The sequence below is a fragment of the Rhodanobacter sp. LX-99 genome (genome assembly GCF_018599185.1).
Classification (GTDB): Bacteria; Pseudomonadota; Gammaproteobacteria; order Xanthomonadales; family Rhodanobacteraceae; genus Rhodanobacter.
Genome location: NZ_JAHFVL010000001.1, coordinates 1,756,038 through 1,773,022 on the forward strand (window position 1 = coordinate 1,756,038; position 16,985 = coordinate 1,773,022).

Below are 16,985 nucleotides of genomic sequence, written 5' to 3' on the forward strand. Positions count from 1 at the left end.
GTGCGGACGCAGACTGGAGCAGCGCAGGGATGGCGAGGATAGGGCAAGCGTTCCGTTCATGCCCACTTTATGCCCTTCGGCACGCCCCGGCGTATGTGCCTGAAGTCCACACCCTGCCGGAAGGCAGGGGTAGCCGCCGCGATTATTTCGGCAGGGCCGGCATCTGCTGCTGCAGTATCCGCTGGCGTTTGATCTCGGCCCGCAACTGACGCCGCGCAACCTTGCGCTGGCGGTGATCGTGCTGCCACAGGTAGATCGCCGGCGTGCTCAGCAGGGTCAGCAGCTGCGACACGAACAGGCCGCCGAGGATGGCGATGCCGAGCGGCTGGCGCATCTCCGACCCGTAGCCGAAGCCGATCGCCAGCGGCAGCGCCGCGCCCATCGCCACCAGGGTGGTCATGGTGATCGGGCGGAAGCGCACCAGCGCCGCCTCGCGGATCGCCTCCGGCGGCGACATGCCGCGGTCGCGCTCGGCGACCAAGGCGAAGTCGACCATCAGGATCGCGTTCTTCTTGACGATGCCGATCAGCATCAGGATCGCGATCACCGACATCAGGGTCAGCTGGGTATGCGTGACCAGCATCGCCAGGAACGCGCCCATGCCGGCGGCCGGCAGGGTGGAAAGGATGGTCAGCGGGTGGATCAGGCTCTCGTACAGGATGCCCAGCACCACGTACATCACCAGGATCACCGCCAGCAGCATGATCAGCGCGTTGTTCATCGCATCGACCAGGCTCTGGTTGTCGCCGGAATACTTCTTCTGCACGCCGGGCGGCAGCTGCGCGGCGAACATCGCCTGGTCGACCAGCTTCAGGCCGTCCGCCTGGGTGATGCCCTTGGCCAGGTTGTAGTTGATCGCGGCCGATTCGAGCTGGTCGTAATGGTTGATCGTGACCGGCGCGATGTGCGGCTGGATCTTCGCCAGCGCGGACAGCGGGATCATCTGCCCCTTCGCATTGCGCACATAGGTATTGAGCAGGGTGGCCGGGCTCAGCGACTCGGCGCTGCTGGCGGTGATCACCACGCGGTACTGGTTGATGTCCGAGTAGATGGTGGAGACCGGGGTCTGGCCGAACGCGTTGGCCAGCGCCGTATCCACCTGGGCCAGGCTGACGTGCAGGCGCGCGGCGGCGTTGCGGTCCACCCGCAGCATCTGCTGCTTGCCGATGCTGTCGAAGCTGGTGCTGACGTTGCGGAACTGCTTCATGCCGCGCATCACCCGCGCCAGCTTCAGGGTGGGCTGCTGCAGTGGCGTGCCGTCCAGGCTGCTGAGCTGGAACGCATACTGCCCCTTGCCGCCACCACCGCCGCCGCCACCGCCGATGAACTGGTTGACGCTGAGCGACACGTCCAGGTCCGGCACGTTCTTGAAGTACTTGTCCAGCCGGTCGACCACCGCCTGGGAGGTGACGTGGCGGTCGCCCGGCCGGTCGCCAAGCGGCCTCAGGTCGACGAACAGGCTGGACTGGTTGCCGACCGCGCCCCCGGCGTTGTTGCCGCCGAGGAAGGTGGAGACGTCGCGCACCGCCGGATCGGCCTGGACCTTCGCCGCCACCTCCTGCGTGCGGCTGGCCAGCAGGGTGGGCGAGACGTTGGCGTCGGCGGTGATGCTCACCTGCAGCAGGCCGGTGTCCTCCTTCGGCATCAGGCCGCCGCCGGCAGTCATCACCACCACGACCGCCAGGCCGATGGTGAGCGCCAGCAGGATCAACGGCTGCCAGCGCATGATCCGGCGGTGGTGCATGGCCCAGTCCAGCGCGCGCTCGTAGATGCGCAGCATGCCGTTGTCGAAACGCTCGGCCAGGCGCTCCAGCCGCCCCGGCGTGCGCGTGCCCGCAGGCTCGTGCGCCAGCCAGGCGCCGCACAGCGCCGGGGTGAGCGTGAGCGAGACCAGCGCCGAGATCACGATGGTGGCGATCAGGGTCACCGAGAACTCGCGCATCAGCATGGTGAACATGTTGTTGCCGAACACCATCGGCCCGAACACGGCGATCAGCGACAGCGTGATCGAGATCACCGTGAAGCCGATCTCGCGCACGCCGTTGAGCGCGGCCTGCAGCGGCGGCTCGCCGCGTTCCATGTGGCGCACGATGTTCTCGATCACCACGATCGCGTCGTCCACCACGAAGCCCACGCACAGCACCAGCGCCACCAGCGAGAAGATGTTGAGGGTGAAGCCGAGCATCCACATCGCCACGAACGCGCCGGCCAGCGACAGCGGCACGCTGAACATCGCGATCACGGTGGGCCGCAGCCGGCGCAGGAACACCAGCATCACCAGCGCCACCATCACGATACCCATCAGCAGCGCCACCTCCACCTCGTGCAGCGCCGACAGGGTGGTCGGGGTGAAGTCGAAGATCGGGGTGATCGTCGCGTCGGCCGGCAGCAGAGCGCGCAGCTCGGGCAGGCGCGCACGGACCGCCGTCACCGTGGCCACCGCGTTCGCCTCCGGCCGCTTGTTGACCTGCATCACCACCGCGCGCTGGCCGTTGAACCACGCCGCGGCGTACTTGTCTTCCTGGCCGCTGCCGATCGTCGCCACATCGGCCAGCCGCACCGGTACGCCGTTGTGGCTGGCGACCACCAGCGCAGCGAAATCCTGCGCCGTGTGCAGCGCGTCGTTGGCGCTCACCGTCATGCGTGTGACGCCGTTGCTGAGCGTGCCCTGCGGCGAGGTGACGTTGGCGGCGCGCAGCGCATTCGCCACGTCGTTGGCGGTGATGCCCATGCCCACCAGCGCGCTGGTGTTCAGCACGATGCGTACCGCATGCGGCGTGCCGCCGCTCACCTGCACCTGGGCCACGCCGGGGATCTGCGCCACCGCCGGCTTCAGCAAGGTGTCGGTGAGGTCGTACAGCCGGTCCGGCGGCAGGCTGGCGGAGGTCAGCGAGACCAGCAGCACCGGGATCTGCGAGGTGTCGAACTTGACGTAGCCGGGCGGGCTGGGCAGCCCGGGCGGCAGGTCCGGCGCCGCCGCGTTGATCGCCGCCTGCACGTCGCGTGCGGCCTTGTCGGCGCCGCGATCCATGTTGAAGATGACCTGGATCTGCGCGCCGCCCTCGCTGGCGCTGGAGAACATCTGACGCACCCCGGGAATGCGCCCGAGATGGCGTTCCAGCGGCGCCACCACGGTCGAGGCCATGGTCTGCGCGCTGGCGCCGGGCATCTGCGCAAACACCGCCACGCCGGGAAACTCGATCGAAGGAAACGCCGCCACGCCGAGCAGCAGATACGCCCACAGCCCGGCCAGCATCAGCCCGAGCGCAAGCAGTGAGGTGCCGACGGGTCGGCGGACCAGCGGTGCGAAGATGTTCAAGCGGCCTCCCTGGCGCGCAAGCGTGGCGGGAGCGCCGAGGGCGCGGCCAGGGACGTTGCGGGCGTTCCATTCATGCCGACGTTATGCCAGCTGTCGCGGTCCTTGTGTATATGCCTGAAGTCCACCCGGCATGCAGAAACCCGCTGCCGGGCTCCTGCATGCGCGACTTCGGGATCAGCGCTTGGCCGGGCTGTAGCGCAGGGTCAGGAACGCGCTGCGGCCGGGCTGGTTGAAGTACCAGACGGTCTCGTAGTGGCGGCCGAACACGTTCGCCAGCCGCGCCTCGACCTGCCAGTCCGGCGCGAAGTGCCAGCTGGCGCGCAGGTCGGTGGTGGCGTAGCCGCCCAGCGGATGGCGGTTGGCCGCATCGTCGTAGCTGCGCCCGGCCGCGTTGACGGTGGCGCCGACGCCGAACGCGCCGAAGCGGCGGTCCAGGTCCACCCGCGCGGTGCGCCCGGGCCGGCGCGGCAGGGTGCGGCCGTCGTTGGCGCCGCCATCCTCGTTGCGCGGCTGCAGCCAACCCAGGTAGCCCTGCAGCTGCCAGCCGGCAAGCTTGACGCCGAGCTGGCCCTCCACGCCGCGGATGCGCGCCTTGCTGATGTTGGACGGGAAGTAGTTGCTGTCCAGCGCGATCAGCTGGTCGATGCGGGTCTGGTAGGCGTTCAACGCCCAGTTCCATGCGTCCAGTTGCTGGCTCAGGCCCAGTTCGGCGCTGCGCGATTTTTCCGGCTTCAGGTCCGGATTGCCGCTGCCGTACGGGTAGTACAGGTCGTTGAAGGTCGGCGCATGGAACGCGCTGCCGTAGCTGGCGGACAGGCGCAGGCCATGATCGAAGCGGTAGCCCCACGCCGCGGCGCCGGTGTTGTGGTTGCCGAACTGGCCGTTGTGGTCGCGCCGCGCCGACAACTGCACCTCGTGGCGGCCGAACGTGCCCTGGTACTGCACGTAGCCGCCGGTATTGTTGCGGCGGCTGGCGAGGAAGCCGGTGTCGCTGTCGATGTGCTCGCCCTGCCAGTCGATACCGAGCGTCAGCAGCTGGTTGCTGGCCACGCTGAGGTCGTTCTGCCACGACGCCTGGTTGCGCCGCGAGTAGATGTAGCCGACGAAGTCCCGGTTCTCGTAGTTGTCGTAGCGGTCCAGATTCTGGCCCACGCTCAGCGTGGTCTTCCACGCTTCCAGCGGGTTGAAGCTGAAACTGCTGCCGGCGACCTGCTGCAGGGTGCGGCTGCGGTTCTGGTAGCTGCCGTCGAAATGGATCTCGCCGAGGCTGCGCAGCCAGGTGCCGGTGAGCTCGGCGCCGTTGTCCCAGCGGTAGCCGCCGCTGGCGCTGAGGTTCTTGTTGCGGTAGGCGTCGCGGTCCGGCTCGTCGGTGAAGCAGCCGGCGAACACCACGCCGGCGCCGATGCGGCAGGCATTGATGCCGCGCGTGTACTGGGCGCCGACGCCGAGGTTGTACCAGGCGTGCTCGCTGCCGCCGGACAGTCCGGCCTGGCCGCGCAGCAGGTTGTTGCTGCCGGTGGTCACGCTGAACGAAGGCTGCAGGCCGCCATCACGCGTACCGCGGCGGGTGAAGATCTGGATCACCCCGCCGATCGCGTCGGCGCCGTACAGGCTGGAACGCGGGCCGCGCACGATCTCGATGCGCTCGATCTGCTCCACCGGGATCTGCTCGAACGCCGCCAGCCCGGCACTGACCGAAGCCACCCGCACGCCGTCGACCAGCAGCAAGGTATGGGTGGAATTGGTGCCGCGCATGAACAGCGAGGTCTGCTGGCCGTAGCCGCCGGTGTTGGCAAAGCTCAGCCCGGGCAGCCCGGCCAGCAAATCCGGCACCGACAGCGGCTGCAGCCGCTCGATGTCGGCGCGGGTGATCACCGTCACCGACGACAGCGCCTCGTCGGCGGTGATCGCGGTGCGCGTGGCGGTGACGATCACCGGCGCCAGCGCCGACGCGTCGCTCTGGTCGGCGGCCTGCGCCGCCATCGTGTAACTGAGCAGCGCCGCTGCCAGCAGGGACTTCTTCATCATGTTCGTTCCTCTACGCCGCGCACCCGCGCACGGCTCACGTGTTCAATGAGCTGACGGCGAGCGGGAAGGAAGACGGAACGACGGGCAGGCGGGATCGACCGACACGTGGTTCGGCCTCGCCCACCGCGAGCCACCAGGAATCGTTCGGGCCGGTCTCCGGGCTGGCGAGTGGCGCGCGGTCGTCCGCATGCCTTGAACGGCGCCTTCCCGTGCTGCGCACAGTGGCATCCGCCGTTCGTGGGTCTCGCTTACCGTTGCGGGGGCAGCGCCGGCCTTGCAGTGTGTTCGCACACCACGCACCGGCTTCCCGTTTCATCCGTCCGGCAAACGCGCCGTCGGGACACCTGAACCGCGCCACTTTAACGCCGACATGAAGTTCACGCAAATCGAACTCCCGTTAAAAGGGCGTTCTTCAGGCGCTCATCCAATTGTTCCGATTAACCACAACATTATTGAATGCTTCCACACAGGATACGAATCAAGGAAACAATAATCGCAAGATATTATTGATCACAGGATCAAAAATCGTAATTTCTTACTAATTTTTGATAATCATAAAGATTTTGTTGACGTCGGTATTTATGTCGCTTTATGTTCGGATAGCAAGCTGCTGGATGTCATGCGACGACATAAGGCTCTATGCCTGACTGATGGAACAATCGGCGGCTGCCAGCATGCATCCGGCTTGCTTATCGATGAGCTGATCGAATTACGTCACTTGGCCTTCGGGCTTTTCACTCTGGGGAGATTCATTGTCAATGAGCAGTCACAACAAAACCCATAATCCGAGGTGGCGCCACACCGCTCTCGCCGTGGCACTGAGCATGAGCCTCGGCGGTGTCGCCATGGCGCAGTCCACCACGGGCTCCATATTCGGCCAGGCACCGGCAGCGGCGGGCGAAACCGTCTCGGCCACCAACGCGACGGGCCTGACGCGCGAAGTGGCCGTCGACAGCTCGGGCCGTTTCCAGATCAGCAACGTGCCGGTCGGTGTCTACACGGTCTCGCTCAAGAAGGACGGCGCGGTCGTCGACACACGCAAGGTGTCCTTGGCGCCCAATGCCGGCACAGTGGTCACGTTCAGTGCCGAAACGACATCGCTGAGCGCGGTGACCGTCTCGGCCAATGCATTGCCTGCCATCGACGTCTCCAGCGTCAGTTCGAGCACGGTCATCACCGCCGCCGACCTGCGGAAACTGCCGATCAGCCGCAACGCGGAGTCCATCGCCCTCCTCGCCCCGGGCACCGTCAAGGGCAGCGGCTTCTTCCCCAACGCGGTCGCCTTCGGCGGATCGAGTGTGTCCGAGAACGCCTATTACGTGAACGGCTACAACACCGGCGAGCCGTACAAGAACCTGGGTGGCTTTGCGCTGCCCTACGGCGCAATCGACCAGCAGGAAACGCTGACCGGTGGTTACAGCGCCAAGTACGGTCGCTCCGACGGTGGCGTGATCAACCAGATTGGCAAGCGCGGCACCAACGAATGGCACTTCGGTGCCCAGGTGCTCTGGCAGCCGCGGTTCCTCGAGGGCACACCGGTCAACAACCGTTACGGCAACCCCGCAATCCCCGCAGATGTCGCTAACCCCGCCAGCCCAGATGGCTTCACTCATTACCAGTTGGAAGATCCAGCCAAGCCGGGGACGCTGAACCAGTACCGCAACGACAACAAGGAGTGGGAGACAACCTACTCCGCCTACGTTGGCGGTCCGCTGATCCAGGACAAGCTGTTCATGTTCCTGGCAGCCGAGACCACCAGGGACCAGACCACCAATGTCGAATCGGCGGCCAATCAGAAGGTTCAGTATCTGCGTGACAAGAACACCAAGTTCTACGGCAAGCTGGACTGGAACATCACCGACAGCAATATCCTGGAACTGACGGCGCTGAAACAGAACCAGTCCAACGGTGCCGGCAAGACTTATGAATTCGACAACAGCACGCTGAAGTCCGGGGCATTCTCCAGCAACAACGACGTGACCAAGGACAACGCGCAGTTCTACCTTGGCCACTTCACGAGCTACATCACCGACTCGGCCACGTTGAGCATCCTGTACGGCAAGGCCCGCTTCCAGGACCCCGTTGTCTACGGCAACACCAGCCCGCTGCCCTTCATCTCGCGGCCGTACAACCAGAATCCGGCCTACCTGCCGCCTGGCACCGGCCCGAACGGCATTGTGAACGCCCAAGGCAACACCACCTGGACCTCTCCGCAGGCGACCAATGCCACCCATGGCCTGCGTGCCGACTTCGACTACCGTCTGGGCGATCACGACCTCGCCGTCGGTATCGACAACATGAACTACAAGGCCAGCCACCAGGGTCCGGACAACCAGAATCCGTTCAACCCGGCAGTCAACTACTACTGGCGTTACGCCCCCGTTTCCGCTAAATACCCCAACGGTCGCGTGCAGAAGCGCACGATCGGCTGGGCCACCAGCATGACGGCGAGCCAGAAGGCCTATTACCTGCAGGACGACTGGCAGGTGGCGTCCAACGTGCTGCTGAACATCGGCATCCGCAACGACCACTTCACCAACTACAACGACGTGGGCAAGGCGTTCGTCGACGAGAAGAACCAGTGGGAGCCGCGTATCGGCGCCAGCTGGGACGTGAATGGTGATTCCTCGTTCAAGGTCTATGGCAACGTGGGCCGCTACTACCTCGCGCTGCCGGACAATGCAGCCGAACGTGCGGCAAACCGCTCGACCTACATCACCCAGTACTTCACCTATACCGGCATTGATGCGGACGGTGTGCCGACGGGTCTGAAATCGCTGGGCGCCCCCACGTCACCGGATGGCGAATTCGGCTTGCCCAAGAATCCGGACGAAGTCACTGCGCGCAACCTCAAGCCCGAATACGTGGATGAGTTCATCCTCGGCTTCGACAAGAAGCTCAATGACGAGTGGACCTACGGTGCCAAGGCGATGTGGCGCGACCTGAAGACCGCCATCGACGACGAATGTTCGGCGGGCCAGATCGCCACCAAGATGATCAGCATGGGTGTCGACCCGGCCAAGGTCGATTCCAACAATCCGGATGCCGATTATTACAACTCGCTGTACGGCGCATCGTCGTGCCGCCTGATCAACCCGGGCCTTACCAATGACATGCTGGTGAAGTCGCAAAATGCGACCAGCAGCGACATGATCGTATCGATGAGCCAGAAGGATTGGGGCTATATCAATGGCGTCAGGCGCAAGATCGGTTCGTTGAACCTGTACCTGGAGCATCCGTTCGACGGCAAGTGGATGGCCCGCCTCGACTACACCTTCAGCCGCGGCTTCGGCAATACCGAGGGTCAGGTGCGTTCCGACTTCGGCCAGGGCGACGTGTCCAAGACCGAGGACTGGGACAGCTGGCAGCTGATGGACGGTCAGGATGGCGATCTGGCCAACGTGCGCAAGCACCAGATCCGCTTCCGCGGCGCCTACCAGATCACCCCGGAATGGCTGGTCTCCGGTACGCTGCTGGCCCAGTCCGGCACGCCGAAGGAGTGCCTGGGCTACTACGGCACCGAAGGCGTCGGCGACCCGACCGGTTATAACGGCGGCGGCAGCGGCAATTACCACTGGTGCCACGGTATCCGCATGCCCCCAGGTTCGGCAGGTCATACGCCATGGACGGAGCAGGTCAACCTCGGCGTGCACTATGCGCCGGCGTTTGCCGACCACAAGCTGGGCTTCAACCTGGACGTGATCAACGCACTGAACCAGCAGCGGCCGATCCAGACCGACGCAGCGGGCGAAAGCGCCTACGATGGTGCCAACACCGTGTTCATCAACAACAGCTACGGCGACGGGATCTATTGGCAGCCGCCGCGCACGGTGCGTCTGTCGGTCCAGTACGACTACTGATAGCTGACAACGGCTGAAACTGGCCGAGCCTAGCCACCGACCTTCGGGTCGGTGGCTTTTTCATGTGGCCACCAAGCTCACCACCACAGCACGGATCGTTGCCACCTCGCAGCACGAGCAAGGTCGCCGAACCGGAGAACCACGATCATCCATTGCTTGAAACGATGCCGTAATCTGGCAGCCGGCGGATTACATTCATCGATTCGAGCAGTCGCCGGGAACACCCATGAGCGTCACCGATACATCCATCTCGAGCACCGCACTTTTCCGACGGGTCCGAGAGTTCATTGACGGCAAACAGTGGACAGCGGCGCAGAAAGCGCTCGAATCACTCTTGCAGAGTGAGCCGCAAAACGTTCCGTTACGTATCGAGCTTGCCGCCGTGATTCTCCGACAAGGCCGCATGCGTGCTGCCACTTCGCAGCTGCTGCAGGCGGTGCCGATGCTGCCCAATGACGTCCTGACAATCATCCATCTGGCGTGGCACCTGTCGATCAATGGCGAAATTCAGGGCGCGCGCGCGTGCCTGGCGCACCTCGGGCGCGCGCCCGATCCTCCGGCAGAGGTGCTGAGCGAACAAGCTCAACTCCACTGGATGCTCGGGGAAATATCCGAAGCGCGGACATGTATGGACCGAGCCGTGGCGCAGGGTGTCACGACAAGCAGTGAATACTATCTCAACGCCATGCTGCATCAATTCACGGGCAGGATAGCCGAGGCCGAAAGCGTGTTGCTGGCATGCCTGCAGCGCTGGCCGCGCCATGGTGACTCAGCGATCATTCTCGCCAATCTGCGCAAGCAGACACTGGAGTCAAATCACCTTGAACTCTTTCGTGGCTCGCTGGCTGGAATGGCGACGGACAGCGTCGCTGTCCGCGACAAGTTTTCCCGAGCCGAATTTGAATCAGCGACCTTCAAGGTACATGACGACCTGGGGCAGCGAGGGGAAGCATGGGCGGCACTGGAACGCAGCAATGCGCTAATGCAAGAAATAAATCTCTACGACGAAGCCGGCGAGAGTGCACTGACCGAGGCGCTGATCCATTGCTCGGACATACTCGCCACGCTGACAACTGGCAGCATGCCTCGGTTCGATGGCCCGATTCCCATTTTCATCGTTGGAATGCCCCGCTCGGGAACGACCTTGCTCGACCATATGCTTTCTAGTCACTCGGATGTGGTTTCCGCTGGCGAGATCCTGGATTTCCAGCGGCAGTTCCATTGGGTAACCGATGTTGCGCCCAGAGGCACGGAAGGCATGCTGGCGGCTATCAGCCGCTGTGAAGAGGTGGACTTTGACTTTGCCGAGCTAGGCGCCCGCTACCTGAAACAGACCCAGTGGCGCGCACAGGGGCATCGTTATTACATCGACAAGCTACCCATCAACGTGCGAATGGTGCCGTTCATCCGCCGCGCATTGCCGCAGGCGCGGATACTGCATATGACGCGCGATCCGATGGATGTTTGCTGGTCCAATCTCAAGATGATGTCCGGCATGGCGTCCCCTTATTGCTACGAACAACACGCACTTGCGCACTATTACAGTGAGTATGTGCGCCTGACGGACCATTGGCGGGCAAGCTTGCCAGGCGTCATGTTCGACGTCTCATATGCCTCGCTGGTCAATGACCCTGCGGCGACTCTTCATCAGGTGTTGCACCATTGCGGACTGGAAATGGAAGAGGACTGCCTGCATCCCGAGCGCAACGTCGCGCCCGTGGCGACCCCCAGCAGCGTCCAGGTGCGCGAAGCGATTCATTCCCGCACCCTTGGCCAGTGGCGCCGCTACGCGGCCCAGCTGAGCCCGTTGCAACAAGCACTCGTCGACTACGGTGTGAGGGTCGACTGAACATCCTGCAAGCGCCGCAAAGGGGATTTGCCCCAGCGCCTGTTCGGGCTTTGCGCCGCGTGAGGGTGTTCTATTCCGGGCTTCCACCAATCCAGCTCTGCTGCACACGGCACTCATCGTCCAGCATCACCAGGTCGGCCCGATAGCCGGGAGCGATGCGGCCATGACTGCCGCCCAGGCCGAGGAACTCGGCGGGATAGGTGCTGGCCATGCGCACCGCTTCCTCCAGCGACAGGCCGAGCAACTGCACCGCATTGCGCACCGCGCTGGCCATGTCCAGCGCGGAACCGGCAAGCACGCCTTGTGCGGTCCGGCAGATGCCGTCTTGCACGATGACGGTTTCGCCGTTGAGCACGTAGTCGGGACGATCCGCGCCGACCGGCGGCATCGCATCGGTGACCAGCAGCATCTTGCCGCGCGGCTTGGCGGCGATCGCCACGCGCAGGCTGGCCGGGTGCACGTGGTGGCCGTCGGCGATGATGCCGCACCAGCTGTCGGCGTCCTCCAGCGCGGCGCCGACCACGCCCGGCTCGCGGCTGCCGAACGGGGTCATCGCGTTGAACAGATGGGTGAATCCGCGCACGCCTGCCGCGAGCGCGGCACGGGTCGTCTCGTAGTCGGCCGCGGTATGCCCGGCGCAGACGATCAGCCCGGCGGCGGCCAGCGCACCGATGCTGGCCAGCGGCACCTGGTCCGGCGCCAGCGTAAGCAGGCGCACGCCGCGGTGCGGCGCGCACAGCAGCGCCAGCTCGTCGCTGCCTGGCGCGTGGAAGTATTTCGGGTCGTGCACGCCCTTGCGCGCCGGCGCCAGGTACGGGCCTTCCAGATGGATGCCGAGCACGCCCGGCACGCCTTCGGCCAGCGCCTGCTCCACGGCGGCCAGCGCCGCACGCATCACTTCCAAGCGGTCGCTGATCAGGGTCGGCAGGAAGCCGGTGGTGCCGAAGCGCCGATGCGCGGCGCCGATCCGGCGCAACGTCTCCACGGTGGGTGCCTCGTTGAACAGCACGCCACCGCCGCCGTTGACCTGCACGTCGATGAAGCCGGGCAACAGCATCGCGCCGTGCAGATCGTGCCGATGCGCATCACGCACGCGCGGGTCGGCAGGCGGCAGCAGGTCGACGATGCGCTCGCCCTCCAGCAGCACGGCGAGATCGTCGCGCCAGCCGTCTGGGGTGAGTACTCGGGCGTTGGCAAGGGCGAGTGTCATGGCGAGTCCTGCGGGGTATCCAGGTTGAACGGCGCCTCAGCCCGTTCGCACTGAGCGTAGCTCGCGCCAGCGAGCGAAGTCGAAGCGTCTCCGCGTGCCCATCGACTTCGGCCTTGCGGCCTACGCTCAGGGCGAACGGATGATTTCCCAGCCAGCTGAGTACGGCGCCCAACAGATGGCAGGTTTGGTTCGATCAGACGGTTTCCGTGACCTTGTTGAGATGCGGTGGCACGTCGGGGTTGAAGCCACGGCGCAGCGACAAGGCGCTGGCGGCGCGGTAGAAGCTCTGGATGATCAGCAGCGGCGTGCACAGCGCCGGCAGCCCGCTGGCCACCGGCAGCATGCCGCTGCCGTGGCGGCCGGGCGCGGCCACGAACACCTGCGCGCCGCGGCCGCGGAATTCATCGGCCACGGCCAGCGTGCCGGCCAGCGTATCGTCGTCCTGGCCGAAACACAGCACCGGGAAGTTCGGCCCGACCAGGGCCATCGGGCCATGCTTCACCTCGGCGGCACTGAACGCCTCGGCGTGCAGGCCGCAGGTTTCCTTGAACTTCAGCGCCGCCTCCAGCGCGATGCCGAGGCCGTAGCCGCGGCCAACCACGAACAGGTTGTGTGCATGGACCAGGCCTTCGCCCAGCGCCGACCAGTCCGCATCCCAGCCGCTGCGCAGCGCATCCGGCAACGCCTGCAGTGCGGCGCCCAGCTCGACGTCGCCGCGCCAGCGCGCGCACAGGTGCAGCACCGCGGCCAGCGCGGCGATGTAGCTCTTGGTCGCCGCCACGCTGCGCTCCGAGCCCGCGTGCAGCGGGATCACCGTGTCGGCCAGCGCCGCCAGCGGCGAATCCTCGACATTCACCAGCGCCACCACGCGTGCGCCAGCAATCTTCGCCGCCTGCGCGTTGCGCAGCAGGTCGGGGCTCTTGCCCGACTGCGAGATCGCGATGAACAGCGCGCCCTGCCACTGCTGCTCGGCCGCATAGACCGAGGTGACCGACGGCGACGCCGACGCGGTGGCGATGCCGAGCTGGGTCTCGAACACGTACTTCGCGTACGCCGCGGCGTGATCGGAGCTTCCACGCGCGCAGGTGACGATGAAGCGCGGCGGCTGCGCGCGCAGCGATTGCGCCAGCGCAGCGACGACGGCCTCGTTCGCGGCGAACTGGCGCGCGACCACCGCGGCCGACTCGTGCGCCTCCTGGTACATCAAGGTGTCGCGGGCGTCCATATCGATCCTTCAGTCGGTCTGCAATTCGGCGACGAAATCGTAGATGTCGCCGCGATACCAGGAACAGGTGAACTCGACCACGCGGCCGTCGTCCAGAAAACTGCGCCGCTCGATGCTCAGCCCCGCGCTGCCCACGTTGACGTGCAGCAGCCGCGCCTGCTGCGCGTTCAGCGATACCGCACGCAGCCGCTGCAGTGCACGGCGCGGGCGCGCGTTGAGTTTTTCCAGCGCCTCGTACAGCGAGTCGCGCACCAGCAGCGGATCGGGCAGCACGCTGGCCGGCACCACGCTGCGCTCGATCGCCAACGGTTCGTCCTGGCCGTAGCGCACGCGGTGCAGGCGCACCACCAGCGAGCCGGGCGACAGGTTCAGCGCCATCGATTCCTCCGGCGTCACTTCGCCGATGCCACGCTCGAAAAACTCGGAACGCGGCGACAGGCCGCGCTCGCGCAGGTCCTCGGTGAAGCTGGTCAGCCGCGACATCGGCTTGACGATGCGCTCGGCGATGAAGGTGCCGGCACCGTGGCGCTGGGTCAGCAGGCCTTCCTCGACCAGTCCGGCGATTGCCTTGCGCACGGTCACCCGCGACAGCTTCAGCGCCTGCGACAGGTCGCGTTCGCTGGGCAGCGCCTGGCCCGGCTCGATGTCGCGGTGCTCGACGATGTTGCGGATCGCCCGGCGCAGGCGCAGGTAGGCCAGCGGCTGGTGCGTGGCCGGATCGCGGCAGATCCGGCGGTATTCGTTGGCGAGGGCAGCTTCCATGCGGCGAACGATACCAATAGCGAACCACTGGAAGCAAGCCGGCCACGACCCACCGTTCGCAACTGGGCGTAGCCCGCGCCAGCGGGCAAAGTCGAGGTGCGTCGCGCGGAACCCTTCGACTTCAGCCTGCGGCCTGCGCCTGTCCTGAGCTTGGCGAAGGGTTCAGGGTGATCGGAGTCTGCGGCGGCGACCCGACTACGGCCGGTCAGCTACTGTTTTTATGAATTCGTATGCACACGGGTAGCTGATCTGGTATTTCACTGGTACGATCGCCAACACCCCGGGCAAGACGCGCCATCAGGCCCCTGCCCGCCATCCGGCATCGAGTCGAGGTGACTGTGTGACTGCTTCCTCCCAATCGGTCGAACCGTTCGACCTGGTGATCTTCGGCGGCACCGGCGATCTCGCCGTGCGCAAATTGCTGCCGGCCCTGTTCCACCGTTTCCTCGACGGCCAGATCCCGGCCAGCAGCCGCATCGTCGGCATCGCCCGCGAGGCGCTGGACGACGACGGCTACCGCGCGCAGCTGCGCGAGGCGCTGATCGGCGTGTGCGCGGCGGCGCAGCTCGACGTGTTCCTGCAGCAGGTGTTCTACCGCCCGCTGGACGCGCGCAAGGACGAGGGCTGGGACGACTTCGCCGCCCTCATCGGCAGCCGGCCCGGGCATATCCGCGTGTTCTATCTGTCCACTTCGCCCGAGTTGTTCGTCGACATCTGCAACCGGCTGGGCCAGTACAAGCTCAACGAAGGTGCCTCGCGCGTGGTGCTGGAGAAACCGATCGGGCGCGACCTGGCCAGCGCGAACCAGATCAACGACGCGGTCGGCAAGGTCTTCAACGAGTCGCAGACCTTCCGCATCGACCACTACCTCGGCAAGGAAACCGTGCAGAACCTGCTGGTGCTGCGCTTCGGCAACGCGCTGTTCGAGCCGCTGTGGAACGCCGGCCATATCGACCACGTGCAGATCACCGTGGCCGAAACCCTCGGCGTCGGCCATCGCGGCGCCTACTACGACCGCGCCGGTGCGCTGCGCGACATGGTGCAGAACCACATCCTGCAGCTGCTGTGCATGGTGGCGATGGAGCCGCCGTCGTCACTGGCGCCCGACGCGGTGCGCGACGAGAAACTGAAGGTGCTGCATTCGCTGAAAGCCATCGACGACAGCAACGCCGCCCAGCTCACCGTGCGCGGGCAGTACCGCGCCGGCGTGGCCGAGGGCGCCAGCGTGCCCGGCTATCCGGAGGAACTGGGCAACAGCAAGTCGAACACCGAAACCTTCGTGGCGTTGAAGGCCGAGATCGCGAACTGGCGCTGGGCCGGCGTGCCGTTCTACCTGCGCACCGGCAAGCGGCTGCCGAGCCGGGTGTCGGAGATCGTGGTCACCTTCAAGCCGGTGCCGCACTCGATCTTCAGCCCCGACGCCGGCACCCTGTCGCAGAACCGGCTGGTGCTGCGCCTGCAGCCGGACGAAGGCGTGAAACTGTGGCTGACCATCAAGCACCCCGGTCCCGGCGGCCTGCGCCTGCGCCACGTGCCGCTGGACATGAGCTTTGCCGAGGCGTTCGGCGTGCAGCAGCCGGATGCGTACGAACGCCTGCTGCTCGACGTGGTACGCGGCAATCCCACCCTGTTCATGCGCCGCGACGAAGTGGAAGCGGCATGGCGCTGGGCCGGCCCGATCCTGGCCGCCTGGGCCGACAGCGGCGAGGCGCCGCGGCCATACACCGCCGGCAGCTGGGGCCCGAGCGCCGCGGTGGCGCTGATCGAGCGCGACGGCCGCACCTGGAACGAAGACAGTGAGTAGGCTGCGTTTACCGGCGCTTCACCCGACCGCGCCGTTGCGTGCGGCAGACTGGCGCTCCCTTCCCCACGATGCGCGCGGCCACGCCTGAGTGCCTGTCGCGATACCTGCCATGACCACCCATCTGAACGTCACCACGCACAGCTTCACCGATTGCCGCGCGCAGGCCACGGCACTGGCCGAACGCGTCGCCGAACGCCTGCGCAGCGGATTGGCCGAACGCGGCCACGCCGTGCTGGCGGTCTCCGGCGGCAGCACGCCGAAGGATTTCTTCGCCAGCCTGTCGCGCGAGAAACTCGACTGGGCCAAGGTGCAGGTGACCCTGGTCGACGAACGCTGGGTGACGGAGACCGATGAGCGCTCGAATGCACGGCTGGTGAAGTCGCTGCTGCTGCAGCACGCCGCCGGTGCCGCGCAGTTCCTTCCGCTGTACACCGGCGACATCACTCCCGAAGCCGGGCTGGCCACCGCCAACGCGCGCATCGATGCGCTGCCGCTGCCGTTCGACGCGGTGGTGCTGGGCATGGGCGACGACGGCCACACTGCCTCGTTCTTCCCCGGTGGCGACCACCTGGCCGAGGCGCTGGACCTGGAAGGCCACGCCCGCGTGCTGCCGATGCATGCGCCCGGCGCCGGCGAACCGCGCATCACGCTGAGCCTGCCGACCCTGCTGGAAACGCGCGCGCTGTACCTGCTGGTGGCCGGCGAGAAGAAACGCGACCTGCTCGCCGACGCGCGGCTCGGCCTCGGCGCCGCACGGGACTACCCGGTGCGCGCGGTGCTGACCCAGCAGCGCGTGCCGGTGGCGGTGTACTGGTGCCCGTAGTCGGCGGCTGAAAGCCGCCGGCTATGCGACCCACGGATGGGTCGCTCGCCGAGCAACGACGCAAGTCGTTGTTCGGTCGGAGGCTCGTCAGGCGATAGCCGGACG

General features: G+C 65.9%; 9 protein-coding genes and 1 riboswitch. Of the genes, 4 read left to right on the forward strand and 5 right to left on the reverse strand.

The genetic code is table 11. The features are described from left to right. Positions 1–142: 142 nt before the first annotated feature. Together KK131_RS08080 and btuB are read right to left on the reverse strand one after the other, a co-directional pair. Positions 143–3,319 carry an efflux RND transporter permease subunit gene (locus tag KK131_RS08080; protein WP_214556147.1) on the reverse strand — a complete coding sequence of 1,059 codons (3,177 nt, stop codon included), beginning with the start codon at positions 3,317–3,319 and terminating at the stop codon, positions 143–145. Between the two features lie 174 nt (positions 3,320–3,493). Continuing rightward, the gene (btuB, locus tag KK131_RS08085; protein ID WP_214556687.1) at positions 3,494–5,344 is read right to left on the reverse strand and encodes a TonB-dependent vitamin B12 receptor; all 1,851 of its coding nucleotides are present in this window, start codon (positions 5,342–5,344) and stop codon (positions 3,494–3,496) included. 132 nt (positions 5,345–5,476) lie between these two features. Then, a riboswitch (cobalamin riboswitch) is annotated at positions 5,477–5,710 on the reverse strand. A 461-nt stretch (positions 5,711–6,171) separates the two neighbouring features. Here btuB and KK131_RS08090 point away from each other — a divergent pair. Both KK131_RS08090 and KK131_RS08095 read left to right on the forward strand, forming a co-directional pair. Further along, positions 6,172–9,207 (forward strand): TonB-dependent receptor, encoded by a 3,036-nt coding sequence (locus KK131_RS08090; RefSeq protein WP_250887023.1) that lies wholly within the window; start codon positions 6,172–6,174, stop codon positions 9,205–9,207. A 226-nt stretch (positions 9,208–9,433) separates the two neighbouring features. Next, positions 9,434–11,056 carry a sulfotransferase gene (locus tag KK131_RS08095; RefSeq protein ID WP_214556149.1) on the forward strand — a complete coding sequence of 541 codons (1,623 nt, stop codon included), beginning with the start codon at positions 9,434–9,436 and terminating at the stop codon, positions 11,054–11,056. A gap of 70 nt (positions 11,057–11,126) precedes the next feature. Here KK131_RS08095 and nagA read toward each other — a convergent pair whose 3' ends face one another. The 3 genes from nagA to KK131_RS08110 all read right to left on the reverse strand — a co-directional run bounded on the left by nagA (position 11,127) and on the right by KK131_RS08110 (position 14,253). Next, on the reverse strand, positions 11,127–12,266 hold the full coding sequence (gene nagA, locus KK131_RS08100) for an N-acetylglucosamine-6-phosphate deacetylase (protein ID WP_214556150.1): 1,140 nt from the start codon (positions 12,264–12,266) through the stop codon (positions 11,127–11,129). Between the two features lie 193 nt (positions 12,267–12,459). Then, positions 12,460–13,491, reverse strand: coding sequence for an SIS domain-containing protein (locus KK131_RS08105; RefSeq protein WP_214556151.1), 1,032 nt, complete (start codon positions 13,489–13,491; stop codon positions 12,460–12,462). 9 nt (positions 13,492–13,500) lie between these two features. Next, positions 13,501–14,253 carry a GntR family transcriptional regulator gene (locus KK131_RS08110; RefSeq protein ID WP_214556152.1) on the reverse strand — a complete coding sequence of 251 codons (753 nt, stop codon included), beginning with the start codon at positions 14,251–14,253 and terminating at the stop codon, positions 13,501–13,503. Positions 14,254–14,593: 340 nt separating this feature from the next. Here KK131_RS08110 and zwf point away from each other — a divergent pair, with 340 nt between their 5' ends. Together zwf and pgl are read left to right on the forward strand one after the other, a co-directional pair. Continuing rightward, positions 14,594–16,057 carry a glucose-6-phosphate dehydrogenase gene (zwf, locus tag KK131_RS08115; RefSeq protein ID WP_214556153.1) on the forward strand — a complete coding sequence of 488 codons (1,464 nt, stop codon included), beginning with the start codon at positions 14,594–14,596 and terminating at the stop codon, positions 16,055–16,057. A gap of 109 nt (positions 16,058–16,166) precedes the next feature. Then, positions 16,167–16,880, forward strand: coding sequence for a 6-phosphogluconolactonase (gene pgl / locus KK131_RS08120; RefSeq protein WP_214556154.1), 714 nt, complete (start codon positions 16,167–16,169; stop codon positions 16,878–16,880). Positions 16,881–16,985 lie beyond the last annotated feature (105 nt).

Excerpts from the sequence above, each read along its gene's own strand:
- btuB (WP_214556687.1), bottom strand. The coding sequence starts at position 5,344 with ATGAAGAAGTCCCTGCTGGCAGCGGCGCTGCTCAGTTACACGATGGCG.
- KK131_RS08090 (WP_250887023.1), top strand. The coding sequence starts at position 6,172 with ATGAGCCTCGGCGGTGTCGCCATGGCGCAGTCCACCACGGGCTCCATA.
- KK131_RS08095 (WP_214556149.1), top strand. The coding sequence starts at position 9,434 with ATGAGCGTCACCGATACATCCATCTCGAGCACCGCACTTTTCCGACGG.
- nagA (WP_214556150.1), bottom strand. The coding sequence starts at position 12,266 with ATGACACTCGCCCTTGCCAACGCCCGAGTACTCACCCCAGACGGCTGG.
- KK131_RS08105 (WP_214556151.1), bottom strand. The coding sequence starts at position 13,491 with ATGGACGCCCGCGACACCTTGATGTACCAGGAGGCGCACGAGTCGGCC.
- KK131_RS08110 (WP_214556152.1), bottom strand. The coding sequence starts at position 14,253 with ATGGAAGCTGCCCTCGCCAACGAATACCGCCGGATCTGCCGCGATCCG.
- pgl (WP_214556154.1), top strand. The coding sequence starts at position 16,167 with ATGACCACCCATCTGAACGTCACCACGCACAGCTTCACCGATTGCCGC.